The organism is Chitinophaga horti (genome assembly GCF_022867795.2).
In the GTDB taxonomy this organism is placed as follows: Bacteria; Bacteroidota; Bacteroidia; order Chitinophagales; family Chitinophagaceae; genus Chitinophaga; species Chitinophaga horti.
In genome coordinates this window covers 274,057-286,661 of sequence record NZ_CP107006.1, presented here as the reverse complement: position 1 = coordinate 286,661, position 12,605 = coordinate 274,057, and the positions used below count along the sequence as shown (strand labels likewise).

8 protein-coding genes are annotated in these 12,605 nt (G+C 47.5%); 4 read left to right on the top strand and 4 right to left on the bottom strand.

What is annotated here, in order from left to right; translation table 11 throughout:
- The first annotated feature begins 77 nt into the window (after nucleotides 1–77).
- Nucleotides 78–467, top strand: a complete 390-nt coding sequence (locus MKQ68_RS01295) for a hypothetical protein (RefSeq protein WP_264281752.1) — start codon at nucleotides 78–80, stop codon at nucleotides 465–467.
- A 231-nt stretch (nucleotides 468–698) separates the two neighbouring features.
- Here MKQ68_RS01295 and MKQ68_RS01290 read toward each other — a convergent pair whose 3' ends face one another.
- The 3 genes from MKQ68_RS01290 to pafA all read right to left on the bottom strand — a co-directional run bounded on the left by MKQ68_RS01290 (nucleotide 699) and on the right by pafA (nucleotide 3,963).
- Nucleotides 699–1,355: a DUF4412 domain-containing protein gene (locus MKQ68_RS01290; RefSeq protein ID WP_264281751.1), complete on the bottom strand. Its 657-nt coding sequence runs from the start codon at nucleotides 1,353–1,355 to the stop codon at nucleotides 699–701.
- Between the two features lie 46 nt (nucleotides 1,356–1,401).
- Nucleotides 1,402–2,181: an enoyl-CoA hydratase/isomerase family protein gene (locus MKQ68_RS01285; protein ID WP_244837243.1), complete on the bottom strand. Its 780-nt coding sequence runs from the start codon at nucleotides 2,179–2,181 to the stop codon at nucleotides 1,402–1,404.
- Between the two features lie 129 nt (nucleotides 2,182–2,310).
- Complete coding sequence (gene pafA / locus MKQ68_RS01280; protein WP_264281750.1) at nucleotides 2,311–3,963, bottom strand: alkaline phosphatase PafA; 1,653 nt, start codon at nucleotides 3,961–3,963, stop codon at nucleotides 2,311–2,313.
- Between the two features lie 241 nt (nucleotides 3,964–4,204).
- Here pafA and MKQ68_RS01275 point away from each other — a divergent pair, with 241 nt between their 5' ends.
- Complete coding sequence (locus MKQ68_RS01275; RefSeq protein WP_264281749.1) at nucleotides 4,205–5,341, top strand: aminotransferase class I/II-fold pyridoxal phosphate-dependent enzyme; 1,137 nt, start codon at nucleotides 4,205–4,207, stop codon at nucleotides 5,339–5,341.
- Nucleotides 5,342–6,807: 1,466 nt separating this feature from the next.
- On the opposite strand, the gene purL is transcribed toward MKQ68_RS01275, so the two are convergent.
- Nucleotides 6,808–9,033: a phosphoribosylformylglycinamidine synthase subunit PurL gene (gene purL / locus MKQ68_RS01270; RefSeq protein ID WP_264281748.1), complete on the bottom strand. Its 2,226-nt coding sequence runs from the start codon at nucleotides 9,031–9,033 to the stop codon at nucleotides 6,808–6,810.
- A 337-nt stretch (nucleotides 9,034–9,370) separates the two neighbouring features.
- Between purL and MKQ68_RS01265 the strand changes: the two genes are divergently transcribed.
- Both MKQ68_RS01265 and MKQ68_RS01260 read left to right on the top strand, forming a co-directional pair.
- Nucleotides 9,371–11,566 carry a glutamine synthetase III family protein gene (locus MKQ68_RS01265; protein WP_264281747.1) on the top strand — a complete coding sequence of 732 codons (2,196 nt, stop codon included), beginning with the start codon at nucleotides 9,371–9,373 and terminating at the stop codon, nucleotides 11,564–11,566.
- Between the two features lie 351 nt (nucleotides 11,567–11,917).
- Complete coding sequence (locus tag MKQ68_RS01260; RefSeq protein WP_244837249.1) at nucleotides 11,918–12,583, top strand: DUF4890 domain-containing protein; 666 nt, start codon at nucleotides 11,918–11,920, stop codon at nucleotides 12,581–12,583.
- The last annotated feature ends 22 nt before the right edge of the window (nucleotides 12,584–12,605 follow it).

The window sequence follows — 12,605 nt, the reverse complement described above, 5'->3', positions numbered from 1 at the left end:
GAGATTTTGTGAATTTCCGTTAAGAATATGTTACGAGATATAAAATTTCGTATATTTGTGGTGCAATAAGTGTTGCAATGAAAAGGATACTATACATAACGCAAACGTTCACATTGTCTTGTGTGCTTTCAACGCTCCTGATTTTAGGTGCGCTGAAGGTCTCGGCCAATGATGCCGGCTTGATTTCGGAGGATGATAAGACTAAGACTACCAAGAAAACCGAGGTGAAACTTAACTTATCAGCCATGCCGAAAAAAGGCCTCAGCCTCGATGCCGGTTTTAAATACAGCGGCATCCTTAATTCAGAATTTAAACTGATCGATAATAACACCGTTAACGTGAAATCGATTATGACTTATAAAAAGGGTAATGTTACTTATGTAGTACCTTATTCTTTCCAGGTGCCACAGCAGGCCGGTAACAAATACCACCAGCTGCAGATCAACCTGCCATTACGCAGAGGATAATAGTGTTAGAAAATAATATTTTACAAAGACAAACGCTGCCGATTCCGGCAGCGTTTTTTGTTTCTTATAGAGGCTCGCAGGTGGGTTTACCCCGGCTTGCTATTTTACGAGGTCCGTTGCTTCATCATTGCGTATAGCCAGGTCTGACTATTCACGCGACTTGCTATCTTACGGAGATTCGTTATTTCGTACGGCTGTTCACGCGGGTTTGTGATGCGGCTTTCAACTTAACTACTCACGCATCTTGCTCAATTCCTCCGGACTAATCTCCTTATACCCGCGAGGTACGTCGAACGTAGATGCAGGCACGGGACTCAGGTCCACCTTCGTGGCGGTCACTTTCATTTTGGAAGAAGGGCCGGTGATGATATCAAATTCGAGCGGGATGCCTGGCAAATTCATGAAACGCCGGTTGTACAGGCGGTTTTCCGGTACCAGGTCGGGCGCGTAAAATACTTCGAAGCTGGTGCCATCAGGCATTTTGCCAATAGAGCGCTTGCATTTATACCCCAATATCTCTTTCGTTTCTTTCTGATCGGTGAACTTGATCAATTCGTAATTACGGGTTTCCTTTTCGTAAGATCCTTTATCTCCCCTGATGATGTATTTATCGCCATGGCGGTCCAGCAGGGTAGTTACCGTTTTCAGCTTACTGTTGATCAGGTAAGTGTAGTTTACGATCACCAGGTTCATATCAATGCGGCTGGCATCGCCACGGATGTATTGCGTAAGCGTGCTGTTGGCAAGCATAGCGTCCATTTGCAGTTGCTCGGGTGGCAAGTCTATCTTATAGTTAATGCGCGCGTCTGAAAAAGAACGCTGCGCAAGCAACATAGACGGCATACCTAGCAGGAGCGCCATTAACAGTTGTAGTACATGTTTCTTCATGGTAATAACAGTTTCATAGGGATGTATAGGAAAAATAGACGCCGGGCTACCAGACCGGCTTTTCTTTATGCAGGAAGGCCCTGATGCCTTCCCGGCAATCGGGATGTTCCCTTGTAAGTGCGTTTTGTTTTGCTGCTTCGTCCAATGCCTGTTGCATGGACATATCGAGCGCGTTTGCCACCAACTGTTTGGTTAACGTCAGCGAGTTAGCCGAAGCCCCTGTACAAAGATCACTGGCCAGTCGTTTTACCAGGTCGTGTATTTCACCAGGTGCAACTACACCGTTGATCAGCCCCATTTGCACCGCATCGGCAGCGCCGATCAGTTTACCGGTTAACAGTAATTCGCGCGCTCTGCCCTCTCCTATCTTTCTAACGAGAAAAACAGATACAAGTGCAGGAACAAACCCAATTTTAACTTCTGTATAACCAAATTTCGCCGCGGGCACCGCGTAACTCAGGTCGCAAACAGTTGCAAGTCCACAGCCGCCTGCAATGGCATGCCCTTCTATCCTCGCAATAACCGGCTTGCTATGATGGTAAATCTGCTGCATTAAAGCCATCAGCTGCCGCGAATCGGCCAGGTTCTCTTCAAACGTATTTCGCTGCAATTGCTGCAAGTACTCCAGGTCGGCCCCCGCACAGAATGCATCTCCGTTACCCGCGAGTATGATCACTTTCACTTGCCGGTCGTCGCCGGCTGCTGTAAATGCACCTATCAGTTCCTTTACCACTTCCCCGTTAAGTGCATTGCGCTTTTCAGGTCGGTTAAGCGTGATCGTGGCTATATGATCTGCCACCTCGTAAGTAATGAACGAATAGGACATGGGTTGTTTTAACCAAAAATAAGGGAAATCTCCTTATAACAAATACCCTATGGATAAGTGGTTGTACCTCAAACAAAAACTCCGTGGAAGCTGGCGCCACCACGGAGTTCCGCATATTGTGCTGTTAATCTACTTTGTGATTTCTTCAATAACATGCCCAACGTTGCCGCTCGGCATCTGGATGCGCAACATCGCCGCAATGGTAGGCGCAATGTCGGTCATAGCGGTAGTACGGTTGGTTTTACCTGGCTTGATGCCCCATCCTAACCATACTAAAGGAATGTGTGCATCATATGGGTTCCAAACGCCGTGCGTGGTACCGGTATTACCGCCCGCGATCCAGCCTGGCTCGAGAGTGAACATCACATCGCCACTGCGTTTAGCGTTGTAACCGTTGGTCACCATTTGTTTGATAGGTTCGGGCAGGCTGCCGGCGCCAATGCTTTTCAGGTCGAATGCTTCCTGTACACCGGGAATCTTCAGCAACTCGTCGATGATATAGGCCTTTACTTCGCTCATTTTTGCTTTGGGAATAGCGGCGTAGTTCAAATAGACTTCATAGTTATCTGCATCCAATATCGCCTTATCGATACCAAATTCCTTTTTAACACCTGCGTTCAGATTTTTGATTGCGTTGCCGGTGCTCACCAGGCCGCCATGCATTTTATTCTCGGTGCTGTAACCCGGTACGTGCGCCACGCCGTGGTCGGCAGTGATGAAGTACAACCACTGACCTTTACCAACTTTTTTATCGAGATAGTTGAAGAAGTCAGCCAGGTCTTTGTCCAAACGCAGGTACGTATCTTCTGCTTCGATGGAATTAGGACCAAACTGGTGCCCCACGTAATCGGTAGAAGAAAGGCTTACCGCGAGGAAGTCAGTCGCTTCGCCGTTACCCAGTTTATCTGCATCCAGGGCTGCTTTCGCGAAATCGAGCGTGTAGGTGTTGCCGAACGGCAGGCTCGCCAGCTGGCCAGGTCCGTCTACTTTATGTGGGAAAGACGTGCTGGTAGCTCCCTTAAACTTACCTTCGTACGGCTTTTCGTCCGCCGTGCTAAGGGTGTAAGTGGCAATCGGGTACAGTGTATTCCAGGGCTGGGCGGTGTATTGCTCAGGTAATTTTTTATTGTTGAACTGATTTACCCAATCAGGCAAAGCCGTCATATAGTAAGAGCTGGTAATGAACTTTCCGGCGCTGCCATCGTACCAGTAGGCCGCGTTCGCGGTGTGACCGGCAGGCAGGATAGCGCCACGGTCTTTAATAGCGATGCCTACAGTGCGGCTTTTATAGTTGGTCGCCATTCGCAGCTCATCTGCCACAGTAGTTACCAGCATATTGTTCGGGCTCATCCGGCCTGCTTTGGAGGAGCTGCCCACTGTAGTTACAGTCGTATCCTCTGCGCAATACATTTCGCGATCCAGCTTACGATCGTACCAGCCATTGCCGATAATCCCGTGAATGGCGGGCACCGAGCCGGTATAGGCACAAGTGTGGCCACAGGCGGTAATGGTAGGCGTATAAGGGATCAAAGTGTTTTCACAGGTAAATCCTTCTCTCAATAATCTTTTAAATCCGTCGTTAGAGTAACGGTCGTAGAAGCGATAAAGGTAGTCCCAACGCATTTGGTCTACCACCATTCCGACAACGAGTTTAGGTCTTGCTACAGATTTCGGGCTTTTGGAACTCGCGTAAGTGTTCGCGACAGGTGACGTGGCTTTCTGGGCCTGGCTATTACTGCTGAGTAACAGCAGTGCGGCAGCCCATAAAATGTTTGATCTCATGATTACCGATAAAAATGACTGCTTTTTTAAAAAAGGTTTATCAAACAAAAGTAACCTAAGTTTACAAAAAACAATATTTTAATACCTTTGTATCTAGTTGATCATATTCAATTAAAAATTATTTAACATCATGGATATATTCGAGAAACTCACTAGAAATCTCGGTCCTATCGGCCAACACTCGGACAGAGCACATGGATACTTCGCATTTCCCAAGCTGGAGGGCGAAATCGGGAATCGTATGAAATTCCGGGGGAAGGAGAAAATAGTATGGAGCCTGAACAACTACCTTGGCCTGGCCAACCATCCTGAAATACGTGAAGTAGACGCTAAGGCGGCGCAGGAGTTTGGTATGGGTTACCCAATGGGCGCCCGCATGATGAGTGGTAACTCTAACTACCACGAGCAGCTGGAAAGAGAACTTTCCGAGTTCGAAAAGAAAGAAGATACGGTATTGGTGAACTTTGGTTACCAGGGCATTATGAGCGCTATCGACTCACTTTGCGGCCGTCACGATATTATTGTTTATGATGCAGAAAGCCACGCTTGTATCATCGATGGCCTGCGTTTACACCCCGGTCACCGTTATGTGTACAAACACAACGACGTAGCTGATTGCGAAAAACAGCTGAAACGTGCTACAGAGCGTATTAAAGAGAATGGTAACAATGGTGGCATCCTCGTTATTACCGAAGGCGTATTCGGCATGGGCGGCGACCAGGGTAAACTGAAAGAGATCGTTGCATTGAAAAAAGACTACGAATTCCGCCTGCTGGTAGACGATGCACACGGCTTCGGTACTATGGGTGAAACCGGTGCAGGTACCGGCGAAGCGCAGGGCGTGCAGGACGAGATCGACCTGTATTTCTCTACTTTCGCTAAATCTATGGCTTCTATCGGCGCCTTCATCAGCGGCGACAAAGGCATTATTAACTACCTGCGCTACAACATGCGTTCGCAGATCTTCGCTAAATCACTGCCGATGCCGCTGGTACTGGGCAACCTTAAACGCCTGGAAATGCTGCGCAACCGTCCGGAACTGAAAGCGAAACTGTGGGAAAACGTTGGCAAGATCCAGCAGGGTCTGCGCGACAGAGGTTTTGACATCGGTCACACCGACTCCCCGGTTACACCGATTTACCTGAAAGGTGATATTCCTGAGGCTACTGCTATGTGCCTGGACCTGCGTGAGAACTACAACATCTTCTGTTCTATCGTGGTTTACCCGGTAATCCCGAAAGGACAGATCATCTACCGCATTATTCCGACGGCTACCCATACCGACCAGGATATTGAAGAAACCCTGAATGCTTTCAGCGAAACCAAGAAGAAACTAGACGCTAAAGCTTACCAGGTGGCCGAAATTCCAATGGTGTAAGTCATATTTTACAGATATAGAGAAGGGGAAGCGAAAGCTTTCCCTTTTTTATTGCGAATGATGAAGCGTGTTGCCCCTGGCAACGAAGCATTTGGCGGCTGACTAAGCGCCGATATGATCGATACAAAGCCCCGTGACGACCGAATGCTGGTGAGGCAACGAGCGCTCGCCCTTAACGGCTCATTTAAGATCCGTGAAGCGGAACATTGTATCCCACGCCTTCGGTTTAACGCATAAAAAAAGGGCTGAATAAATTCAGCCCTGGCAAACAAATCGTTCTTTCACTAGGTGTAATACTAGTTTCTCATTAGGATTGGTACTCGTTACTTTTCAGTAGGACATGGTAAACATCTTTCATATTAGGACATGGTCGAAACGTCGTTCATTAGGACATGGTAAACTCTTATAATAACTTAATAATATAGGTCTTCATAGAAAGCCGGGATACTAGTACCCCATTAATAATGTATAAATATCTTCTATGTATTTCTGATTGGAAATTTCAACCCTCCGAATCCCTACATCTTCGATCTGCACTTGTCTCTCTCGCTCTATTCAAAAATAGATCACTTCCCCCTTATATCAATAACACTAACGTGGTATTTTGTTAATAAGTTGTTAAGCGATTCTTAACGTCTTACACAATAAGGTATGTTTGATTCGAAAATGACTAAAAACGCCTGTGTTTTCCACCTATTTTTTGAACAAAACACGTTATTAACACACTGTGCATAACCCCTGTAAACCCCATCTACACAAGAGTTTACGTCATTTTTAGCGGTTTCTTCGGCGTTATGCACATGCGCCATGCTAAATGTTAGTTGCGATTAACAAAAAAAGACGTTTTAAGGGAGCTGATGCGGGTAAAAAGCAGTGTCAAATGTTAAGGAATGTATAACACAAATGGTTCAAAGGGGGTACAAATGGATGTTATGGGTAATGCGAAAAAGATGATAATATTTAAGTGAAACGGGGATCAATTGGCGAAGGCGGCATTTCTCTTATCAAATGAGGGGCAGCCTTGAATACAACGATCAATAGCCGGTCATGCGGACGGGCATCAATTAACAAAGGCCACATTTGCTCTATTGCGGTTAAACAGCAGGCTCAATTACGACGATCAATAGCAGGCCAAGGGAAACGGGCATCAATTAACAAAGGCCACATTTCCTCTATTGCGGTTAAACAGCAGGCTCAATTACGAAGATAAATAGCAGGCCAAGGGAAACGGCCATCAATTAAAAAAGGCGGCATTTCTTCTATGTCGGAGGAAGAGCAGGCTTAATTACGGCGATCAATAGCAGGCCAAGGGAAACGGGCATCAATTAAAAAAGGCGGCATTTCTTCTATGTCGGAGGAGGAGCAGGCTTAATTACGGCTAATCTGCGTTGCGCTGAATGATGGCGGCCTAAAACAACAAAAGGGCCGGTAAGACCGGCCCCTTTGCTCAATATCGGATGAACAGACTAGTGCTCGAGGTGTTGTTCGATCGCAGTGTCGTATTTCTTCTTCCAGTCTTCGGTAGTACCCCAGCTTTCGCCGTTTACCACCACGTTGCTGCCTTTTACGGCACCGATCTTCTCGTAGCGTACGCTATGCTCAGATGCGTCTACCAGTCCATGCAGCAGCGCCTCAAATTTCTCGCGGTCGGCCGGGTTAACGGTTACTACCACGCGGCTTTGAGATTCGCCGAACAAGTATGCGTCTTTGCGGAAATGCTCATTCGTTTTCAGTTCGAAACCGAAACCGCGGTGCATAGCACTTTCGAGCAATGTGGTGAACAGGCCGCCTTCGCTCACGTCGTGGGCAGACTGAATCAGGTTGCCTTTGACCAGTTTCGCGATCGCCTGCTGCAGCTGGTGCTCTTCCTCAAGGTGGAAGTGCGGTGCAGGACTGAACTCTACACCTTTTATTTTATGCAGGTATTCGGAGCTGTTAATATCGTTGTAAGAACGGCCAACCAGGTAAATAAGGTCGCCGTCGTTTTTGAAGTCGAGCGTCATGCGGTCGTTGAAGTCCAGCACACCCACCATACCAATGGTTGGCGTTGGATATACAGGGCCGTCAGGCGACTGGTTGTAGAAGCTTACGTTACCGCCGGTAACCGGGGTATCGAACTTACGGCAGGCCTCACCCATGCCTTTCAGCGCGTGTACGAACTGGAAATATACTTCCGGATCGTAAGGGTTGCCGAAGTTAAGACAGTTGGTGATCGCTACAGGTTCGCCACCGGAACATACAATGTTACGGGCAGCTTCTGCCACCGCGATCTGACCGCCTTTCTGCGGATCTGCAAATACGTAGCGGCTGTTACAGTCGGTCGTCATCGCCAGCGCCTTCCTAGTGCCTTTGATCACGCTGATAGCAGCATCGCTTGGCGCGTTCGTAGAAGCATTAGCAGTACCCACCATGCTGTCGTACTGCGTATATACCCAACGTTTAGATGCGATGTTTGGCAGCTGTATGATCCTTTCGGCAGTTGCTTTCGCATCCTGTACGTCCTCGATATTCTGGATATCGAACGCTTTGATTTTTTCGAAGTACTGAGGCTCCACGTAAGCCCTGTGGTACTGAGGCGCACCGCCGCCGAGCACCATACTTTCAGCAGGTACATCAGCTTCCAGTTCGCCATTCATATAGAACTTCAGTCTTGGCTCTTTCGTTACTTCACCGATCTGTACGCAGTGCAGGTCCCACTTGTCGAAGATGCGCAGCACTTCTTCTTCGCGGCCTTTCTTCAATACGATCAGCATACGCTCCTGGCTTTCGCTCAGCAGCATTTCCCAGCCTTTCATATTTTCCTGGCGGGTAGGCACTTTATCCAGGTGGATAATCATACCATGTTCGCCTTTAGCGCTCATTTCTGCGGTGGAGCAGGTGATACCGGCAGCGCCCATATCCTGCATACCGATCAATGCGCCGGTAGGAATGATTTCGAGACAAGCTTCCAGCAGTTTCTTTTCCTGGAACGGATCGCCTACCTGTACGGCCGGCAGGTCCTGCGCGCTTTCTTCTGTAATGTCGGCAGAAGCGAAAGACGCACCGCCGATACCATCTTTACCGGTAGCGGAACCCACGATAAACACGGGGTTACCTTCACCGTAAGAAGTAGCGGAAACAGTTTGACCCACTTTTACGATACCTACGCTCATCGCGTTTACCAGTGGATTAGTGCTGTAACAGTCTTCGAAGTAAACTTCTCCCCCTACAGTCGGCACACCGAAGCAGTTACCGTAATGGCTGATGCCGTCTACCACACCTTTAACGAGGTGCTGGGTTTTCTTATCTTTTATGTTACCAAAACGCAGAGAGTTCAGCGTTGCGATGGGGCGTGCGCCCATGGTGAAAATATCGCGGTGAATACCACCTACGCCGGTAGCTGCGCCCTGGAAGGGCTCAATAGCGGAGGGGTGATTATGTGATTCGATCTTAAATACAACGGCATAACCATCGCCAATATCTACCAGGCCTGCGTTTTCCTCACCGGCTTTCACCAGCAGGCGGCTACCTTCGCGAGGCAGCGTTTTTAACCAGACAATCGAGTTTTTGTAGCTACAGTGTTCACTCCACATTACAGAGTACATGCTCAGTTCTGTGAAATTGGGCGTACGGCCTAAAACGGATTTTATTCTCTCAAATTCATCTGCGGTAAGTCCCAGCTGTTCAGCCGTTTCTACGGTAGTGGTTTGCATGTATGTATACGATTTTAAAAGAAGATGCAAATCTACATGCTTTTATATCAATAGACAAGAAACAAACGATTTACGGCGACACCACATTTTGCTATGCCAGATCTGCCGATACCGCCCGATTTTCAACACTTTCAGAAAGCGTTGAAAATCAAATGTTCCATATACGGATTATGATATTTTTAATATATCAGTTTTGAGGAACACACTCCTCGCTTTTTTGGCCAAATTTCAAAAAAGGCAGGGTTTTACCATCGAAATGCAATATTTCGGTTAAAAAAAGTTTAATTCTTGCATTTTCAGGATAAGAAGTGTTTTTTTGTAGAAAATTATTCACAGCATGCAATCTTTACGTTTTACTGCGCTGGAAGGCTTAACCGGCGTGGATGTAAAAATCAAACCAGAACTCAACGGTAAGATCACAGATGTTTTCGGTAGTAATGTGTTTTCGGGCAGAACAATGCGCGAGCACCTGAGCGATGAGGCTTACAAAAGCCTGATGAACTCCATTAAAGCTGGCACTAAGATCGAGCGCAAGATGGCGGAACAGATTTCATCAGGTATGAAATCCTGGGCTATGAAAAAAGGTGTAACCCACTATACACACTGGTTCCAACCCCTGACCGGCACCACAGCTGAAAAACATGACTCCTTCTTTACCCTGAAAAGCGATGGTACTTCCATCGAAACTTTTGACGGCGATGCACTGGTTCAACAGGAGCCTGATGCTTCCAGCTTCCCGAACGGTGGCATCCGTGCTACTTTCGAAGCTCGTGGCTACACTGCCTGGGACCCATCCTCTCCTGCTTTCATCATCGAGCAAGGTGCTGGTAAAACCCTTTGCATCCCTACCATCTTCGTAGCTTATACAGGCGAATCACTGGATTACAAAGCGCCCCTGCTGAAAGCACTGGCTGCATTGGATAAATCTGCAGTAGACGTTTGTAACTATTTCGATAAAAACGTTTCCAAAGTAACTGCTACTCTCGGTTGGGAGCAAGAGTACTTCCTGGTAGACGAAGGTCTGGCTAACGCCCGTCCTGACCTGGTAATGTGCGGTCGTACCGTAGTTGGCCACGCTCCTGCGAAAGGCCAGCAGTTGGAAGACCACTACTTCGGTGCCATTCCTGAGCGTGCTTACGCTTTCATGCGCGATTTCGAAGAAGAGTCTTACAAACTGGGTATTCCTTTGAGGACCCGTCACAATGAGGTGGCTCCTGCTCAGTTCGAGTGTGCGCCTATCTTCGAAGAAGTAAACATCGCAGTTGACCACAACTCCCTGCTGATGGACGTAATGGCTAAAGTGGGCAAACGCCACAAACTGCGCGTATTGCTGCACGAAAAACCATTCGCAGGCATCAACGGTTCAGGTAAACACAACAACTGGAGCCTTGCTACAGATACTGGTGTGAACCTGCTGGCTCCTGGCAAAACGCCTAAGACCAACCTGATGTTCCTCACTTTCTTTGTGAACACGATCAAAGCCGTACACGACTATAACGACCTGATGCGCGCTGCTATCGCGTCTCCAAGCAACGACTTCCGTCTTGGTGCAAACGAAGCGCCTCCTGCAATCATCTCCGTATTCGTAGGTAAATACCTCGCTGAAGTACTGGAAGCCGTTAAAACCCGTGTAAACAACAAATTCGACGAACAAGACGAAGCGATCCTGAAACTGGACCTGCACCGTCATATTCCGGAACTGTTGCTGGACAATACCGACCGTAACCGTACTTCTCCGTTCGCCTTCACTGGTAACAAGTTCGAGTTCCGCGCGGTAGGTTCTTCTGCTAACTGTGCTTCTGCTATGACCGTGATGAACACCATCATGGCGAAAACACTCGCTAACTTCAAAACTGAAGTTGACGGTCTGATCGAAAAAGGCGAGAAGAAAGAAATCGCTATCATGCAAACCCTCCGCAAATACATCGTTGATTCTGAGAAGATCCTCTTCGAAGGCGACGGTTACAGCGACGAGTGGGCTGCTGAAGCTGAAAAAAGAGGTTTGCCTAACGTAAAAACCACGCCTCGCGCACTGGATGCTTACGTTACCGAAAAGAACACTAAACTGTTCATCGAAACAGGCGTTTACAACGAGAAAGAACTGCACGCACGTTACGAAATCCTGCTGGAAGACTACGTGAAAAAAGTACAGATCGAAGCCCGTGTAATCGGTGATCTGGCAACCAACACTATTCTGCCTTGCGCTATTTCTTACCTGAACACCCTGCTGTCTAACATCAATGGTATGAAGACTGCCGGCTTCCCTGAAAGCGCTTACAAAGCACAGAAACAAATTGCCGAAAAAATTTCTGAACATATCAACGTCATCAGCGAAAACGTGCAGGCGATGATCGAGGCTCGCAAAGTTGCGAACAAATTGTCCGATAGCCGTGAGAAAGCGATCGATTACTGTGAGAAAATCAAAGAAGCATACTTTGATACGATCCGCTACCACGCAGACAAACTCGAATTCCTGGTAGATGACAAGATCTGGGCACTGCCCAAATACAGAGAGCTGCTTTTCTTGCGATAAAAAACCGTAAGATTGTTTTGGTGTATGATGGCCCCCGGTTTTCACCGGGGGTTCTTTTTTTCCCACATTTCTGGTTATTGCACCAGCTTAACCACCTCCCCCAGCCGCCGTTGTGTCACTCACTGCATCACCCGGTTCTCTCATGGGCCATTCCGGCATCCTTCCTGATCCTTGCTGCCAACACCCGGTATCACCAGTGTGGTACCAAGTTGACAGCAACAGACAGCAAGGATGGTCGGAAGATCCTCGGGGGATATTGGTACTCAGGACGAAGCACTAAAATGTTAAACTATGTTAACGGATTAAACTTCCGGTTTCAGGGTGCGTCTTACTACTACAAAACGATAAAAAATGAAGAAGATACTGATCACCTTACTCATAGTTGCCGCAGGCACCACGGCTTTCGCACAGGACAGCTCCCGCACGGGCAAAAAGCCAATGAAACATCATCGCGGACATAGCATGCAGCAAGATCTGCAGCTGAGCGAGCAGCAAACGGCGAAAGTGCAGGACATTAATAAGGATTTTATGACCAGCGCAAAGGCTGTTCAGAAAGATGATAAACTGACGAAAGATGAAAAACGTACGAAGCTGGCCGAGATCAGTAAGGTGCGCAGTGAAAAATATAAATCTGTGCTGAGCGCCGATCAGTACAGCAAGTGGGAAAGCAACCGTGCGGCTACGAAAACTAAAATGGATGGCTTTAAGGGTAAACGTGACCACAAAACAGCTAAAGGCAAACATCCTGAAAAAATGAAGCAGGAACTGGGATTGAACGAAGAACAGAGCAAACAGCTGAAAAGTATTCATGGTGAGTTCCGCGAAAAGGCCCTGGCAGTGCGTAACAACAAAGACCTTTCCGATACCGACCGTAAAACTAAGTTTAAAGAACTGCGTAAAGAACGTGATGGTAAAGTGAAAGCAACGTTAAGCGCAGAACAGTATGAGAAATTACATAAAAAGCATCATCCGAAAGGCGCTCCCGCTCAGCCGGAAGAAGCTTCTACAAATAATTAACTGACCGTTTTTGATAGATAAA

Excerpts from the sequence above, each read along its gene's own strand:
- MKQ68_RS01265 (WP_264281747.1), top strand. The coding sequence starts at position 9,371 with ATGCAATCTTTACGTTTTACTGCGCTGGAAGGCTTAACCGGCGTGGAT.
- pafA (WP_264281750.1), bottom strand. The coding sequence starts at position 3,963 with ATGAGATCAAACATTTTATGGGCTGCCGCACTGCTGTTACTCAGCAGT.
- MKQ68_RS01290 (WP_264281751.1), bottom strand. The coding sequence starts at position 1,355 with ATGAAGAAACATGTACTACAACTGTTAATGGCGCTCCTGCTAGGTATG.
- purL (WP_264281748.1), bottom strand. The coding sequence starts at position 9,033 with ATGCAAACCACTACCGTAGAAACGGCTGAACAGCTGGGACTTACCGCA.
- MKQ68_RS01295 (WP_264281752.1), top strand. The coding sequence starts at position 78 with ATGAAAAGGATACTATACATAACGCAAACGTTCACATTGTCTTGTGTG.
- MKQ68_RS01260 (WP_244837249.1), top strand. The coding sequence starts at position 11,918 with ATGAAGAAGATACTGATCACCTTACTCATAGTTGCCGCAGGCACCACG.
- MKQ68_RS01285 (WP_244837243.1), bottom strand. The coding sequence starts at position 2,181 with ATGTCCTATTCGTTCATTACTTACGAGGTGGCAGATCATATAGCCACG.
- MKQ68_RS01275 (WP_264281749.1), top strand. The coding sequence starts at position 4,205 with ATGAAATTCCGGGGGAAGGAGAAAATAGTATGGAGCCTGAACAACTAC.